The sequence below is a fragment of the Tardiphaga sp. 768_D3_N2_1 genome, from assembly GCF_052076105.1.
Lineage (GTDB): Bacteria > Pseudomonadota > Alphaproteobacteria > Rhizobiales > Xanthobacteraceae > Tardiphaga.
Window position 1 is genome coordinate 3,917,790 of sequence record NZ_CP197245.1, and the last position, 15,170, is coordinate 3,932,959.

Consider the following 15,170-nt stretch of genomic DNA (forward strand, 5'->3'; position numbering starts at 1 on the left):
GATGCCGCTGTTGTCGTGAACGTCCATCCGGCGTCGAGGCAACAGCGCGATCTACGGAACATGGTGAGCTGACACGGCGAGGCGATTAAAATGCGCTTTAGACAGATCACCTTTCCGGCAGCGGACAGGCGATCTCCGCGACGCAGCCGGGACCGGTCGACAACGTCAGCCGGAAGCCGTGCAGCTTGACGATCGCGGAAACCAGGCTGAGGCCAAGACCAGTGCCGACGGTCCTGCGACTTTTGTCGGAGCGATAGAACCGCCGCAGCACCGCTTCGCGCTCGTCTTCTCCAATACCGGGTCCGGTGTCCGATATTCTGATAATGACATCGCTGGGCCCTCGCACGAGAGCCAGTTGGACGCATCCATGGGGCGGCGTGAACTTGACCGCGTTATCGACCAGGTTGATGACGGCCTCCTGCAGCAGATCGCGGTCGCATCGGACAATGGCTTCGTCGTCGACATCGACGCGTAGGCTGACCTGCTTGTCTTCGGCGATCGGTTCGTAGAGGTCGCAGGCCTCACGCAGCAAACCCGCCAGCACCACATCGCCGAACCCTCTGCGGTCGCCATAGTGCTCGATCTCCCGGATACGCAGCAGGCTGGTGATAATGGTGAGCACTTCGTCCACGCCAGCGATCGCGCGGTCGGCGACCGCCTGCAGGTCCGCGACCGTCGTGGCATTGGCGCGGCCGCGCTCGAGGCCGACGCGGACACGCGTCAGCGGCGTGCGCAGATCATGCGCGATCTCGTTGCCGGTCCCCGCCATTTCGGTGACCAACACCTCGATCTCGTCGAGCATACCGTTGGCGATGATCGCCAGCTTGTCGAAGGGGTGGTCGAGGCTGGCCGTGGGAAGTCGCTCGCGCAGGTCGGCATCGATAATGCGCCTGACCTGCGCATGGAGTTCATCGACACGACGCTGCACCCGCAGGCTGAGCACACCACCGATCGCCAGGCTGAGGGCGCCCGCCACCGGCAGACCAAGCAGCAGGGCACGGCCGATCGCTGCCGCCAGTTCCTTGAGTTCACCGCTATGGCGGGCGATGACCAACACTTGGCCGTCGGGCAAGCGGCGACCGATGGCGCGCACGGACATCGACTCCGGTTTGCGCGGATCGATCCTGACCACCTGCGTCGCATGAATCCGGGCGTCGATCGCCAATTGCGGCGGGATATCGCGCAGATTGCCGGCGATCCGTTTTCCATCGGTGGTGAACAAACCGGCCAGCCGGGTCCGACGCGGATCGGACGCCAGACGGTCCTCGATTGCGATGACCCTGCGCTCCGGCACGTCCGAAGCGATCGCCTCGCTCGCCTCTGCGATCGAAGCGTCCATGTCGGCCCGCATCGAACTGCCAGCCTCCCAGTACACGAAGGCTGAGAACAAAAGAATGCAGAGCGCGATCGCAATGGACGTCCACCGGAACGTCGTCGTGCGGACGAAATCAGGAAGGCGCACGAAGAATAAATCCTGCGCCGCGGACATTGTGGATCATCGGCGGATCGCCAGGCGTGTCTATCTTGTGCCGCAGCCGCCCCATATGGACATCGACAAGATTAGTGTCCGGGACGAATTTATAGTTCCAGACCTCCTCCAGCAACATCGCCCGCGTCAGCAGCTGCTCGTTCCGCTGCATCATGTATTCGAGAAGGCGGAATTCCCGCGGCAGCAGTTCGATCTCCCGCTCGCCACGTCGCGCGGTGCGTTCGATCAGGTCGAGTTCGAGCGGCCCCACCCGCAACATGGTTTCCCGCGTTTCGATCGGACGGCGCAATAGGGCCTCGATCCTCGCCACCAGTTCGACGATCGCAAAAGGCTTGGTCAGATAGTCATCGCCGCCCATACGCAATCCGCGAACGCGATCATCGACCGCTCCGAGCGCGCTCAGGATCAGTACGGGTGTGCGAATCTGGTCATGCCGCAGCGCCTCGACGATGGTGAGTCCGTCCATTCCCGGTAACATGCGATCGACGATCATCAAGTCCGGCTTGATGGAACGGGCCTTGTCGAGGCCTTCGATGCCACTCGCGGCATGTTCGACTTCGAAGCCGCGCTGCGTCAGCTCGGCCGCGAGTTCCTCGGCAGTCTCACTGTCGTCCTCGATGAGCAGAATCTTGGTCATCTGGGGTATCTCGGGCGCCGTTTGATCTGAAGACGCAACAAGGTGCGACCGCTCCGTAGCATAACGGAAAACGTCGTCATTTTGTCGAAACTCGGTCATTTCGTCCATCCGGTCGGTGCAAGCCTCGCCGCTACGATAGGTACCGAGGATCCCGGGATGGCGTACGGCGTTGCTCTAGCATCGGTATGCCGTGTCGCCATGATCTGCCGGGCCAGGCGGCCGAGATTTTCTTCGTGTCCGTAACACAGCACGGCCTGCGCCATGTCGATCATGTCCTGTCCTCGCGATACCACAGCAGTCATCGGAACGCGCCCAACCGAACAGCAGACCAATGGGCGCAACATCTTCGGAAGACCTGTGTTCTTCAATTAAATACGAATTTAACTTGCGACGCAGCGACGTCCCATGCGCGGCGATTGTCGGCCAGACACCTGCCATCGACACCCCTCGGCAGCGACCGAAGCAGAGCGTCGGTCGGTTCTTAAATCGCAATTTAATCGCTCCGCGGACTTTCCTCGCTATCTCGACCTTCATCGGCCGGCGGTCATTTCGGCGGAGGCATACGGAGGGATTCCCTTGCCAGCAGTTTATATCAATCGTGTCGCAACGGCTGTGCCGCCTTACGACGTCCATGATGCCTTTCGCCGCTTCGCCCGGTCGACGCTCCATCTGGCCAACCCGCGTCAGGCCCAGCTGTTCGAACGCATGGCCGACAAATCCGGTATAGAGCACCGCTTCTCGTGCCTCACGCCGAGCAATCGGCCGGAAAGCGACCATTTTGATGCCGGCGGCTTCTATGCCCGTAGTGATTTTCCCGATACGGCGACGCGGATGGAGCAATATGAGCGACACGCGCCTGAACTCGCGCAAGCCGCCGTCGATCGCCTGCATCTCGGAGCGGATCGTGACCGCATCACACACCTGATCGTCACCAGTTGCACAGGCTTCTCCGCACCCGGCGTCGACCTCGATCTCATCGCGCGTTGCGAGCTTCCGACGACGGTCGAACGCACCGTGATCGGCTTCATGGGCTGCTACGCCGCCATCAACGCGCTGAAGCTGGCCTATCACATCGTCCGCTCCGAGGCATCGGCGCGCGTACTGGTGGTCAACCTCGAACTCTGTACGCTGCATCTCAAGGAAACCGCCGATCTTGAGCAGATGCTCTCGTTCCTGCTGTTTGCCGACGGTTGCGCGGCAAGCCTTGTGAGCGCCGAGCCGTTCGGCATCGCGCTCGACAGTTTCCGCGCAATGCTGGTCCCCGAGACCCGCGATCTGATCACATGGAACATCCGCGACGCCGGCTTCGACATGGTGTTGTCGGGACGCGTTCCGGCCGTCATCCAGGACGGCCTGCGCCAGAGTGCCGATGAAATCCTGGCTGGAGCGCCCGCGGCGTCGATCGACCTGTGGGCGGTGCATCCCGGCGGCCGGACCGTTCTCGACGCGGTGGAGCGAGCCTTCGCGCTGGCGCCGACCGCGCTGGCCGCGTCGCGCGATGTGCTGCGCCGTTATGGAAACATGTCGTCGGCGACGGTCATGTTCGTGATCGAGCGGCTGATGCGTTCGGGCGCACGCGGCCGCAGCGGGTGCGCGATGTCGTTCGGGCCCGGACTGATCGCGGAAACCATGCTTTTTCGAACTGCGGCCTGACGTCATGAGCACATTCAGCACCACCCACGCCGCAGCGACGGACCTGTCGCAGCGAAGCACCGAAGCCGAATGGCTAGACGGTGCCGACGCAAGCCCGGAAGAGCTCGAGCTTGTGCTGCGCGACCTCGCCCGCTTCAACGGCGCGATGCTCGGGCACAGGGCGGTGATCGCCTGGCTGGACGCCGCCATCCAGCGGATACCTGAAGGCACCGAGCTCACGCTCGTCGATGTCGGTTGCGGCTATGGCGATCTGCTGCGGGCGATCCGCAGCTGGGCCGCCGGACGCGGCCGGCAGATCAAGCTGATCGGGCTCGATCTCAATCGTGAGACGGTCCGCATCGCGCGGTCGGCGACAGAAAACGATCTCAATATCGAATATCAGGTGATGGACATCTTCAATTTCATCCCGTCCTCCCCCATCGACTTCGTCGTCAGCAGCCTGCTCACGCATCATATGTCCGACGAGATGATCGTGACGTTCCTGCGCTGGATGGAGAGGAACGCGCGGCGCGGCTGGATGATCTACGACCTTCAGCGCCACCGGGTGCCGTTCCATTTCATCAGCCTGATGGGCCGGCTGACGCGGCTGCATCCCATTGTCATTCACGACGGCCGGATCTCGGTTGCGAGGGCCCTCACCCGCGCGGAATGGACCGCACGGCTACACGATGCCGGGATCGCGCCACGCGCGGTGCGCCTGCGATGGTTCCTGTTCCGCTTCGTGATCGGACGTGTGCGATGATCCAGGTCGAGACAATCGTCATCGGCGGCGGGCCGGCCGGCAGCGCGGTGGCCTGCGGTCTGGCCGGTCAAGGCCACGACGTCATGCTGATCGAGCGCACGGCGACCTCCCAGCATAAGGTGTGCGGCGAATTTCTCAGCGTCGAGACACAGCTACTGCTACGGCGGCTGGGCGTCGATCCGCTGGCGCTCGGCGCGGTGCCGGTCGATGAAGTGGCATTGTATTCCTCGCACCGCGGCGTGACCTCGGCACTACCGTTTCGCGGGCTGTCGCTCTCGCGCTATCGTCTCGATGCCGCGCTACTGCGGCACGCTCATTTTTGCGGTGCACGCCTGCATCGCGACGTGACGGTGAAAACGGCGAGACCCGATGGATCCGGCTGGCTGGTCGTGTGCGACAACGGCCACACAGTCGGTTGCCGGAACCTCGTGCTAGCCACCGGCAAGCTGGGTCTGCGCGGCATCGACGACACGCGCGACGGCTCGCAGGTCGGGTTGAAAATGCACCTGCGGCCCGCCCCCGACATTCGCCGAGCGCTCGAGGGCCGGGTCGAGCTTTACTTTCTGGAGGCCAGTTATATCGGCCTCGAACTGGTCGAAGACGGTATCGTCAACCTCTGCATGGTGCTGCCAGGTGAAACCATGAGCCAGTTCGGATCCGGCTGGCCAGCGCTACGCAACCATGTGGCGACGGCGCTTCCCGCATTGGCCGAGCGGCTGGTAGACGCCGAGCCGCTGTGGGACAAGCCGAAGGCAGTCGTCTGTCCCAGCGGCGGGCATCTTCATCGCGAGCGAAACGCTGCAGCCTATCGAGTGGGCGACCGTCTCGCCCACATCCCGCCCTTCACCGGCGACGGCCTTGCCATCGCCCTTGGATCGGCCGCGCTGGCAGTCGCTCATATCCGGGAGAGGCTTTCACCCGACGTGTATCTGGCGGCCGCGCGAAAACTCATTGCCGGACCGATCCGGCTGGCGAGCATCGTCTCCTGCCTTGCCGGACATCGCATCAGCCGAAACCTGATGTTCGCCGCGGCCACGCGCGGCCCGGGCCTGATCAGCTCGATCGTCCGCCGCACCCGGTTGACCCACGCGATGGATGGCCTTGACACTGCCGTGCTGCCGGCCCCACCGCTCGTGAACCCATGACGACCCTGCGTACCGAACTGCCCCTCGCTGACACCCGCACGTGGTTTGGCTTTGTCCTGATGTGCCTTGGGATGTTCATGGCGATCCTCGACATTCAGGTGGTAGCAACATCGCTGCCGACCATTCAGAATGCCCTTGCCATCTCCCCGGAGACGATGAGCTGGATCCAGACCTCCTATTTGATTGCCGAGATCATAGCCATTCCTCTGACGGGCTGGCTAACGCATGTGCTCTCGATGCGCTTGCTGTTTGCCTCCGCCCTTGCGCTGTTCACGCTGGCGTCGATCGGCTGCGCCGCGAGCGGCACCTTCACCGCCCTCGTGTCGTTTCGTGTGCTGCAGGGATTCGCGGGCGGCACGCTCATCCCAGCGGTGTTCGCCGCAGTCTTCCTGCTGTTCCCGCCGCGCAGCCAAGGTATCGCCACGACGATCGCCGGCATCGTGGCTGTGCTGGCGCCGACGGTCGGACCTGTGGTCGGCGGCTGGATCACGCAGACCTGGTCCTGGCACTGGCTGTTCCTGATTAATGTCGTTCCCGGGCTGATCGCTTGCATTGTGGCGCCTCCTCTGCTGCCCCGGCAGCAACTGAACTTTGGCGACGTTGCGGAAATCGATTGGCGGTCGCTAGTTCTGATGGCGATGTCGCTTGCCGCTCTGGAGATCGGACTGAAGCAGTCACCCCATGATGGCTGGGCGTCGACCACCTGCACGGGCCTGTTCACAATCAGTGCGCTCTGCGGCGGCCTATTCGTACGACGCACATTGCGTGCTGCCCATCCTGTCGTGCAGCTTGGCCCGTTCCGAAACCGCTCGTTCGCGATCGGATGTGCGTTGAGCTTTTGCCTGGGTGCTGGCCTGTACGGCTCGGTCTATCTCATCCCGGTTTTTCTGGCTTACGTCAGGGGCAACGACGCCCTGCAGATTGGTTCGACGATGCTGGTAACCGGTGCCGCGCAACTGGCGATGTCGCCCATCGCCGTCGCGCTGGAACGGCGAATCAATGCGCGTTGGCTGACCGCAGCAGGTTTTGCAGTGTTTGGTATCGGACTCGCCCTCAGCATGTTTCAGACACCCTACACCGATTTCAACCAGATGTTCTGGCCACAGATCGTACGCGGCATCGCCATCATGTTCTGCCTGTTGCCGCCGACCCGCCTTGCGTTGGGCTCCCTACCGGAAGCACAGGTGCCAGCAGCGAGCGGCCTGTTCAACCTGATGCGCAATCTGGGCGGCGCGATTGGCATCGCGCTGATTGACACCATCCTATATAGCCGCGCCCACATCTACGCCGATGCGTTGCAGATGCGGTTGTTATCGGGAGACGCCACGGCGGCAACGGCCATTGGCCTCGATCCCTCATTGCTGACAAGCGGTCTCTCCGGCCCACCCACTCCCGCCATGGAAGCCCTGGTCCGGCCTATGATCGAAAAGGCGGCTTTTGTCTGGAGTGTGAACGATGCCTGGGCAATGCTGGCAGCGACCGCGTTGCTTGCCGTGCTGCTGGTGCCATTCGCATGGGGCAGGCGTGAGCGGTAGTTCACCCCAAGCGAGCGGCGTTGCCGCCGCCATCCCGAGAAGCGAAAGAAGCGCCTCTCGGCGCCACTTTTTCAAGATGATCTCGTTTCCGCACAAGAGATTTTATTGACCGGGCCGTGCCGCTCGCGAAGGAGCTCAGTACCGGGCACGCCACCCGTTAGGCGTTCGCTCATAACTACCGCGGAAATCGATGTTCTCCACGCAGTTGGCGTGCATGTCGGCCGCGGCCTGCAGACATTCCTGATAATCATAGTAGCTGCAGATCTGCGGCGCGCCCCCTGGACCATTGGATGAGCCTGGCAACAGACAGAACGGCGACGCATCACGGTGCAGTGGCGTGGCTTCAGCAGGTTGCGATCTCAGCGCTGTAAATGAAAGCGCGACGGCAACGGCAAAGACCGCGGTGAGACACCTGGATTGTCGATCGAAAATCATCATTCATCTCCATCTGCTGTGAACCTCAAAGCATGCCACTCGCGGTCCCGTCGATCGGGAAATCGCGATTGCAAAACCTGCGAGACGGGCAGCCGAGGGTTACGTTTCCGAGATCATCGTGCGCTGGAAATTCAAGATTGGCTTCGCACAGGTCCCATACCGAGGAGATAGGAAATTTTTTGTATTTCACGAATAAATACGTGTTTAACTTTCGAAGGGGCTCGGAGCGCCCCCCCGATCGACGTTCCGAATGAAGGTCTGACTGATGGCGGGAAATCGGCCTCTCGAACTTTCCGCAATCCATCCGAGCTATTTTTGCGTGATGTTATGTAAGGTTTTCTCACCCTTCAAAAGAAATCGCGGGCAAAGATATCTCCCTGCCCACGACGCTCAATTCCCAGAGTTATCTGCTCGGTCTACTTCTTGCTCATCACCATCGGGCATGCGCTCGCTGAGAGCGGCGAGAACGCGTCTTCCCCCTTCACCGTAGCGAGGATCCTGAACACGTCATAGCTATCGGTGACCTCGGAGGGCTTCTTGACCTCGGCGAGATACATGTCGTGGACCATCAGATTGTCCGGACGCAGCTTCCCGTTGCGTAGGAAGGCATCGTCAAAGGTACGCCCCTGCAAATCCTTGACCACGGCGGCAGGATCCTTGGTATTAGCAGCCTCCACCGACTTGATGTAGTTCAGCGTCGACGAATAGACACCGGCTTGCATCATGCTCGGCGGCTTGCCCATCTTGGCGGCGTAGCGTTTGGAGAATGCACGCGTACGGTCGTCCATGTTCCAATAGAATCCAGACGTCACCAGCAGGCCTTGTGCGCTCTTCAATCCGACGCTTCGGATGTCATTCACGTCGATCAAGAGCGCAATCATCTTCTGATCGCCGCCCATCAAACCGAATTCTTCCGCCTGCTTGATGGCGTTCTGCGTGTCGCTGCCGGCATTGGCAATGGCGATGACCTTGGCGCCCGACGACTTGGCCGTCAGAAGCTGCGAGGAGAAATCCGCCGTGTTGATCGGATGCGGCGCACGGCCAAGCGCCTTGCCGCCGCCCTTCACGGCAACTTCCGTCACATCACGCTCGAGCGCCTGACCAAAGGCATAATCCGCAACAACGAAGAACCATGTGTCGCCACCGCGCTGAAGCATTGCCTTGCCAGCGACATTGGCCAGCGCATAAGTGTTGTAGGTCCACTGAATGAAATTCGGCGAACAGAACTTGCCACTGAGATCCGCCGAACCACCTGCCGATGTGATGAACATCTTGTTGCGGTCCTTGGCGAAAGTCTGCACGGCGATGCAAACAGACGACACCGGCACGTCGAGAATGACGTCGACGCCTTCCTGATCATACCACTGGCGTGCAATATTGCCGCCGACATCGGGCTTGTTGAGATGGTCGGCCTGGATCAGCTCGATCGTCTTGCCGAGCGCCTTGCCGCCGCATTCCTCGATCGCGAGCTGCGCTGCCGCCACCGAACCCTGCCCGCCATTATCAGCGAACAGGCCCGTCATGTCGGACAGCACACCGAACTTCAGCGGCGTATCCGCCGCGGCACGAACGATCGCCGGAGAAAAAACAGCAGCGCTGACACCAGTCGCACCGAGGCCAGCCAGGAACGTACGTCGCTTCATCAATAATCCTCCCGTTTTGGTTTTTTGGTATGAGTGTATCGTCGTCCTGTTGTGACGAAGATCATGGTGAGCCGGATGACGCCCCTTTGTCCGGCAGCTCGAATTCAAGCAGCGCAGAGCTCAATGATTTTCCGTGCATATCCAACGCGAGCGACCTCACCACGCCGCCGCCTAGCGCACCCGTCAGTACGAAGTTCAGGGCGCCGAGCGCCGGCAGTTCATAGCGCGTGACGGTGCCGGTGATGGCATCGCCGAAATGATCCGCAACGAAATCAGCGGTCACATGCTCGGCCAGGAACGCGAAGTCTTCGGGATCGAAAGCAATGACGGAGATATTGGACGTGTCGCCCTTGTCGCCACTGCGTGAGTGCGCGACCTGATGGAGTTTCACTGTCATGCCTCCATGAACGTGACTGATGGCGTCACGACACTCTCCGGCAATAGGGCTGACGCAACCCCAACGATCTCGCGGGCCGATTTCCAGGCCCCGCCACCGCCCGCCGGACCATTGGTGTAGAGCGTCTCGACCTCGTTGCCGATCTTCACCGCCTCTGCGAGAGTGTCTGTGCGCCCCGCGACGCGGATGCGGACTTCATAGGGATCACGGCCCTCAGCCAAGGCGTCACCATGCAGCGCATTGACGCCGATCAGGTCGAACCGGCTCTCCGTCATCTTCACGCCGGTGAGCGCGAGACGTTCACGCACGATGTCGAGTGCAAGCCGCCCGCGCGCCACGGCATTGGCGCCAGCATAGGAGATCTCGCCCTCGCCGATATAGCTGTCGAGATAGCCGATCGAGGTCTTCAGCAGGCCGGTCTTAGGCGTACCGCTTCCGCCTGTGACATGGATGCGATCAGGACCAACCTCCTCGACACGTACCCGCGAGAAATCGGCAAGCACATCCGGCTGATAGTAGCGCGTCGGATCGTGAATTTCGTAGAGCAATTGCTCCGTTACCGTCGCACGGGTGATCTGGCCACCGGAGCCCGCGACCTTGGTGACGACGAGATCGCCATCCTCGCGCACCTCGCCGATGGGAAAGCCAAGCCGCGCGAGACCCTGCACATCCTTCACACCGGGGTCGGCGAAATAGCCGCCGGTGATCTGGCCGGCGCATTCCAGGAGATGGCCGACCATGGTCCCCTTGCCGAGCAGGTCCCAGTCATCCATCGCCCAGCCAAATTCATGCACCAGCGGCCCGAGAAACAGCGCGGGATCGGCCGCACGGCCGGTGATGACGACATCGGCGCCGCCGGCAAGCGCTTCAGCGATCGGGGCCGCGCCTGTGTAGGCATTGGCCGAGATCACGCGATTACCGAGCGCCTTGACGGAGCCGCCTTCGTCCAGCACGACGTCGGACGTGCGCACCTGCTCCAGCACATCATCGCCGGTCACGGCCGCAACCTTGAGGCCGGTCAATCCCAACACCCTGGCGATATCACGCGTTGCCTGCGCTGCCGCGACAGGATTGGCCGCGCCCATATTGGTGATGACCTTGACGCCATTCTTCCGGCAGATCGGGAGCACCGCCTTCATGCGATCAGCCAGCAGCGGATCGAAGCCGCCATGCGAGTCCTTCAGCCGATCCTGCTGGGCCAACGCGATGGTGCGTTCGGCCAGGCATTCGAAGACGAGATAATCGAGGTTGCCACTTTCGGCGAGCTCGATCGCCGGTTCGATCCGGTCACCGGAATAGCCGGCACCAGATCCAATCCTGATGGTGCGCACGAGCGGTTCTCCCTGGATCAGACTTGCCTGCAGTCACATCGCGAAGACGCGATCGCTGCATGTCATCTCCCGATCTCTTGTTGCGAACACGTCACGGGCCTGAACAGGCGATCACACGCATGTCGCTTGTGGATATTGAAGCCAGAAGCTCTCCCATATTCAATTGAATAAATTCTATCTCATTGATAGAAATTCACTATGGACGTAAATCTCCGGCAAATCCGCTCATTCGTCGTCGTCGCCCAGGCCGGTAGCTTCACGCGCGCCGCAGAGATGCTGCACCTGGCGCAGCCAACATTGACGGTTCAGATCAGGCGCCTGGAAGAGACGCTGGAAGTGAAGCTGTTCGATCGCAACACCCGCTCCGTCGAACTGACACGGGTCGGCCGCGAACTGCTGCCGGTGTTCCAGCGGATGATCAGGGATCTCGATGCGGTGGTCGTGGATACGCGCGATATCGCGGCCAAGCGCCGGGGCGTGGTGCGGATCGCGGCGCTCCCTTCGGTGGCCGCGGGCGCCCTGCCCGAGGCCATCAAGTCGTTTCGCGAGTTGCAGCCCGGCGCGTCCTTCGTCCTGAAGGACGTGATCGCCAACCGCGTTCTTGAACTTGTCCGCTCGGAGGATGTCGATCTCGGCATTATGGGCGGCACCATCACCGGCCACGATGTGGAAGTGCTGCTTGAGGTGCGCGACCGCATGCATGTGGTGTTTCCGGCAAAGCACCCGATCGGCGGCATCCGCAAGGTCACCATCGACGATCTAATGAAGTATCCGCTGGTGCTGATGGACCCCGCGACCAGCGTCCGTGCTGTCGTCGACAGTGCGTTCCTGAAAGCAGGACACATCGCGCAGCCGACCTGCGAGGCGACCTATATGATGACCGCCATCGCCATGGTGCGTGCGGGGCTTGGCATCACCATCCTGCCCGGCTCCGCGCGCGAGATCGGCGCGGAGCCCGATCTGCGGTCGCGGCAAATCGACGTCGCGAATTTCTCGCGCGCGATCACCATCATCAAGAAGAGCGGCCGCACCCTGCCGCCGATCAGCGAAGCCTTTGGCGATCACCTCGCCAAATCAATCGGCGCGCAGCCATTGTTCGCGCGCCGATGATGCGCAATTACTTCATCGCCTCATAGACCGCAAAACTGTAGGCGCCTTCCGGCTTCTTGGTGATCACCGGATCTGATCCGCCTGACATCAGCGTCGCGACCGTGCGATCATAGTCCTTGACATCGAGCTTGCCATTGGCATCGCCGAGCAGCTTGCTGACCTCGGTCATCATCCGTTTCTGGTCCTTGGCGGTCTTGGCGCCCGTGGAGTCGCCTGCAAGGATGATCTCCACGGCTTCATCAGGATTGGCCTTGGCATAGTCCCAGCCCTTCATGGACGCCTTCACGAATTTCGCCATCTTGGCGACGAAAGCGGGATCCTTGAGATTCTTGTCGAGCACCCAGAGCCCATCCTCCAGCGTCGCGACGCCTTCGTCCTCATATTTGAACACGGTGAGCTGGCTCGGCTTGTAGCCGCCATCGATCACCTGCCAGTATTCATTATAGGCCATGGTCGATACACAATCGGCCTGCTTCTGCAGCAGCGGATCGACGTTGAAACCCTGCTTGATAATCTTGACGCCGGCGGGCGAGCCATCGGTCTTGTAGCCGAGCTTCGACATCCATGACAGGAACGGATATTCGTTGCCGCCATACCAGACGCCGGTGATCTTGCCCTTGAGGTCGGTCGGCTTCTTGATGCCGGTCTCGGCGCGACAGGTCAGTTCGAGCCCGGACTTCTTGAAGGTCTGCGAGATATTGACCAGCGGTACGCCCTTTTCGCGCGAGGCCAGTGCCGAGGGCATCCAGTCCACAACCACATCGGCACCACCACCCGCGATCACCTGGGGCGGGGCGACATCGGGGCCGCCCGGCTTGATGGTGACGTCGAGGCCAGCGTCCTTGTAGAAGCCCTTCTCTTTGGCGACGAAATAGCCGGCGAACTGCGCTTGCGCGACCCATTTGAGCTGGATAGTGACCTTGTCCGCCGCTTGTGCGGAGCCGAGCGAGAGAGCCATCGCTGCGCCGAATGCCATGATCTTCTTCATGCTCAACTCCAGAATTGACGAACCTGCCGAACTAGGTCCGCATGGATGGATGCCAAAACGTCGTCACGCGCTCGGCGAGCGCAACAAGTCCATAAAATGCCATTCCCGCGATCGCAGCGAGCGCGATTTCCGCCCACACCATATCGAGCGCCATACGCCCGGCCTCGGTGGAAATCCGAAAGCCGATGCCCTGCGTCGGCGTCCCGAAGAATTCTGCAACGATGGCGCCTATCAAGGCCAGTGTGGCATTGATCTTCAAGGCGTTGAAGATGAAAGGTAGTGCAGAAGGTAGATACAACTTGATGAGAGTCTGGGCATAGCTCGCACCGTATGAGCGCATGAGATCGCGCTCTATTTCACCGGCGGCCTGCAGACCGGCCAGCGCATTCACCAGCATCGGGAAGAATGTCACCAGCGCCACGACCGCGGCCTTCGACGGCCAGTCGAAACCGAACCACATCACCATGATGGGCGCGACACCGACAAGCGGCAGCGCCGAGAAGAAGTTACCCAAAGGCAGCAGCCCGCGACCAAAGAATTCGAAACGATGGGCGAGGACCGCCACGAGCAATCCGGCACCGCAGCCTATGGCGTAGCCGATCAGCACACCGCGAATGAAGGTCTGCACGAAGTCCGCGCCAAGCGTCGGCAGTGATGCCATGAACTTCGCAGCAGCTGCGCTTGGTGACGGCAGCAGCACCGGCGGCACACCGGCGCCGCGCACCACGACCTCCCAGAGATAGAACACCGCCGCGCCGAACAGCAGTGGAATGGCGAGATCAATCGCCTTGCGAAACGCGCCGCCGCGCGGCTTCAGCCCGGCCAGCGCGACCACACAGATCCACGACGCCAACCAGACGCCGACGACCACCATCCAGAAGCCCGACGCGGCATCGCCGGCAATCAGGGGATCGCGGAGCAACATCAGAGTCATGTCCGCCGTGATGCCTGCGCCGATGAGGCCGATCACGATGGCCGGCAGGCCGCGAAAGCCCGCAGCAAAGCCGAACACAAGCACGATCACGCCCGTGAGCAGAAATGTCGGCGGCCGCGCCATCAACGCGGCAACAGGTATTCCTGCTAGCGGCAATGGCAGCATCAGCGTGATCAGCACGCAGACTGCCGACATGATGAAGCCGAGGCGTATCTGGCGACGGTTCATGACCGCGCCCCCATCCGCTGCGCCACCTTGCGTTCGGCATAGCTGACGATGGCGATCAAACCAGAAGCCAGCACAGCGGCGGCAACCAGCGCAGACCAGATCTGGATGGTCTGACCGTAATAGGATCCCGCGAGCAAGCGCGCGCCGATGCCGGCTTCGGCGCCGGTCGGCAGTTCAGCGACAATAGCGCCGATCAGCGAAATGGTGATGGCGACCTTGAGGCTGGCAAAGAGATAGGGCACTGCCGAGGGCCAGCGCAATTTCGATAGTACCTGCCTGGATGTTGCCGACCATGTCCGCATCAGATCCATCTGCATCGGATCGGGCGAGGTAAAGCCCTTCACCATGCCGATCGTGATCGGGAAGAAACTCAAATAGGCCGAGATGATCGATTTCGGCAGCAAGCCCTGCAGCCCGATGGCGCCGAGCACCACGATGAAGATGGGCGCCAGCGCCAATATGGGCACCATCTGCGAGCAGATGATCCACGGCATCAGGCTGCGTTCCAGCACGCGACTATGCACAATGGCCAGCGCCAGAACGATGCCGAGCAGCGCCCCGAGCGCGAAGCCGAGCAACGTGGCCGATAGTGTCACCACCGAATGGTAGACAAGGCTACGTGGTGCCGTCGGCGCATAGCCGAACACACCATCGATGAAGGCGCCCACCACCTGATGGGGCGCCGGCAATAGTGGCCGTTCAGCACTCATGGTGCCTTCCAGCAATTCCATCGTCGTATAGGGCGCTTCTTCGCGCTCGAAACCGCCGCGCACCAACGACAGATTCATCAACACCGCACCGACGTACCAGACGACGATCAGCACCGCGACGATGGTCACGACCGGTGCATTGCGCGTCACCAGCGGATGCGTGCGCAACGCAGCGCGCGCGATCGGCATCGTG

Annotated in this window: 14 protein-coding genes; 5 read left to right on the forward strand and 9 right to left on the reverse strand. The window is 61.7% G+C overall.

Annotated features, from left to right (window positions below; translation table 11 throughout):
- Positions 1 to 106: 106 nt before the first annotated feature.
- Together AB8A27_RS18425 and AB8A27_RS18430 are read right to left on the reverse strand one after the other, a co-directional pair.
- Complete coding sequence (locus tag AB8A27_RS18425) at positions 107 to 1,489, reverse strand: ATP-binding protein (protein WP_441243150.1); 1,383 nt, start codon at positions 1,487 to 1,489, stop codon at positions 107 to 109.
- On the reverse strand, positions 1,449 to 2,126 hold the full coding sequence (locus AB8A27_RS18430) for a response regulator transcription factor (protein WP_441243151.1): 678 nt from the start codon (positions 2,124 to 2,126) through the stop codon (positions 1,449 to 1,451). Before AB8A27_RS18430 ends, AB8A27_RS18425 begins: the two co-directional genes overlap by 41 nt.
- Positions 2,127 to 2,702: 576 nt before the next feature.
- Here AB8A27_RS18430 and AB8A27_RS18435 point away from each other — a divergent pair.
- From AB8A27_RS18435 to AB8A27_RS18450, 4 genes are read left to right on the forward strand one after another with little or no spacing between them, the layout of a single operon-like run.
- Positions 2,703 to 3,779, forward strand: coding sequence for a type III polyketide synthase (locus tag AB8A27_RS18435; protein WP_441243152.1), 1,077 nt, complete (start codon positions 2,703 to 2,705; stop codon positions 3,777 to 3,779).
- A gap of 4 nt (positions 3,780 to 3,783) precedes the next feature.
- Positions 3,784 to 4,521 carry a methyltransferase domain-containing protein gene (locus AB8A27_RS18440; protein WP_441243153.1) on the forward strand — a complete coding sequence of 246 codons (738 nt, stop codon included), beginning with the start codon at positions 3,784 to 3,786 and terminating at the stop codon, positions 4,519 to 4,521.
- The gene (locus AB8A27_RS18445; protein WP_441243154.1) at positions 4,518 to 5,666 is read left to right on the forward strand and encodes an NAD(P)/FAD-dependent oxidoreductase; all 1,149 of its coding nucleotides are present in this window, start codon (positions 4,518 to 4,520) and stop codon (positions 5,664 to 5,666) included. The genes AB8A27_RS18440 and AB8A27_RS18445 overlap by 4 nt, the downstream gene beginning before the upstream one ends.
- Positions 5,663 to 7,201, forward strand: coding sequence for a DHA2 family efflux MFS transporter permease subunit (locus AB8A27_RS18450; protein WP_441243155.1), 1,539 nt, complete (start codon positions 5,663 to 5,665; stop codon positions 7,199 to 7,201). Before AB8A27_RS18445 ends, AB8A27_RS18450 begins: the two co-directional genes overlap by 4 nt.
- 135 nt (positions 7,202 to 7,336) lie before the next feature.
- Here the strand turns inward: AB8A27_RS18450 and AB8A27_RS18455 are convergent, their stop codons facing one another.
- The 4 genes from AB8A27_RS18455 to AB8A27_RS18470 form a co-directional block, all read right to left on the reverse strand.
- Positions 7,337 to 7,639: a DUF3551 domain-containing protein gene (locus AB8A27_RS18455; RefSeq protein ID WP_441243156.1), complete on the reverse strand. Its 303-nt coding sequence runs from the start codon at positions 7,637 to 7,639 to the stop codon at positions 7,337 to 7,339.
- Positions 7,640 to 8,052: 413 nt separating this feature from the next.
- A complete protein-coding gene (locus tag AB8A27_RS18460; protein WP_441243157.1) occupies positions 8,053 to 9,279 on the reverse strand; it encodes an ABC transporter substrate-binding protein in 1,227 nt (408 codons plus the stop codon).
- Positions 9,280 to 9,340: 61 nt separating this feature from the next.
- The gene (locus AB8A27_RS18465; RefSeq protein WP_441243158.1) at positions 9,341 to 9,670 is read right to left on the reverse strand and encodes an AtuA-related protein; all 330 of its coding nucleotides are present in this window, start codon (positions 9,668 to 9,670) and stop codon (positions 9,341 to 9,343) included.
- Positions 9,671 to 9,672: 2 nt separating this feature from the next.
- Positions 9,673 to 11,007 carry an acyclic terpene utilization AtuA family protein gene (locus tag AB8A27_RS18470; RefSeq protein ID WP_441243159.1) on the reverse strand — a complete coding sequence of 445 codons (1,335 nt, stop codon included), beginning with the start codon at positions 11,005 to 11,007 and terminating at the stop codon, positions 9,673 to 9,675.
- A 198-nt stretch (positions 11,008 to 11,205) separates the two neighbouring features.
- Here AB8A27_RS18470 and AB8A27_RS18475 point away from each other — a divergent pair, with 198 nt between their 5' ends.
- A complete protein-coding gene (locus AB8A27_RS18475; protein WP_441243160.1) occupies positions 11,206 to 12,117 on the forward strand; it encodes a LysR family transcriptional regulator in 912 nt (303 codons plus the stop codon).
- Positions 12,118 to 12,124: 7 nt separating this feature from the next.
- Here the strand turns inward: AB8A27_RS18475 and AB8A27_RS18480 are convergent, their stop codons facing one another.
- The 3 genes from AB8A27_RS18480 to AB8A27_RS18490 are packed head-to-tail and all read right to left on the reverse strand — an operon-like array spanning position 12,125 to position 15,166.
- The gene (locus tag AB8A27_RS18480) at positions 12,125 to 13,105 is read right to left on the reverse strand and encodes an ABC transporter substrate-binding protein (protein WP_441243161.1); all 981 of its coding nucleotides are present in this window, start codon (positions 13,103 to 13,105) and stop codon (positions 12,125 to 12,127) included.
- 31 nt (positions 13,106 to 13,136) lie between these two features.
- Positions 13,137 to 14,267 (reverse strand): ABC transporter permease, encoded by a 1,131-nt coding sequence (locus AB8A27_RS18485; RefSeq protein ID WP_441243162.1) that lies wholly within the window; start codon positions 14,265 to 14,267, stop codon positions 13,137 to 13,139.
- Positions 14,264 to 15,166, reverse strand: a complete 903-nt coding sequence (locus AB8A27_RS18490) for an ABC transporter permease (protein ID WP_441244946.1) — start codon at positions 15,164 to 15,166, stop codon at positions 14,264 to 14,266. The genes AB8A27_RS18485 and AB8A27_RS18490 overlap by 4 nt, the downstream gene beginning before the upstream one ends.
- Positions 15,167 to 15,170: the final 4 nt, after the last annotated feature.

Coding starts and splice junctions, on each gene's coding strand:
- AB8A27_RS18450 (WP_441243155.1), top strand. CDS start 5,663: ATGACGACCCTGCGTACCGAACTGCCCCTCGCTGACACCCGCACGTGG.
- AB8A27_RS18440 (WP_441243153.1), top strand. CDS start 3,784: ATGAGCACATTCAGCACCACCCACGCCGCAGCGACGGACCTGTCGCAG.
- AB8A27_RS18445 (WP_441243154.1), top strand. CDS start 4,518: ATGATCCAGGTCGAGACAATCGTCATCGGCGGCGGGCCGGCCGGCAGC.
- AB8A27_RS18490 (WP_441244946.1), bottom strand. CDS start 15,166: ATGCCGATCGCGCGCGCTGCGTTGCGCACGCATCCGCTGGTGACGCGC.
- AB8A27_RS18425 (WP_441243150.1), bottom strand. CDS start 1,489: ATGTCCGCGGCGCAGGATTTATTCTTCGTGCGCCTTCCTGATTTCGTC.
- AB8A27_RS18460 (WP_441243157.1), bottom strand. CDS start 9,279: ATGAAGCGACGTACGTTCCTGGCTGGCCTCGGTGCGACTGGTGTCAGC.
- AB8A27_RS18475 (WP_441243160.1), top strand. CDS start 11,206: ATGGACGTAAATCTCCGGCAAATCCGCTCATTCGTCGTCGTCGCCCAG.
- AB8A27_RS18455 (WP_441243156.1), bottom strand. CDS start 7,639: ATGATGATTTTCGATCGACAATCCAGGTGTCTCACCGCGGTCTTTGCC.
- AB8A27_RS18430 (WP_441243151.1), bottom strand. CDS start 2,126: ATGACCAAGATTCTGCTCATCGAGGACGACAGTGAGACTGCCGAGGAA.
- AB8A27_RS18485 (WP_441243162.1), bottom strand. CDS start 14,267: ATGAACCGTCGCCAGATACGCCTCGGCTTCATCATGTCGGCAGTCTGC.
- AB8A27_RS18480 (WP_441243161.1), bottom strand. CDS start 13,105: ATGAAGAAGATCATGGCATTCGGCGCAGCGATGGCTCTCTCGCTCGGC.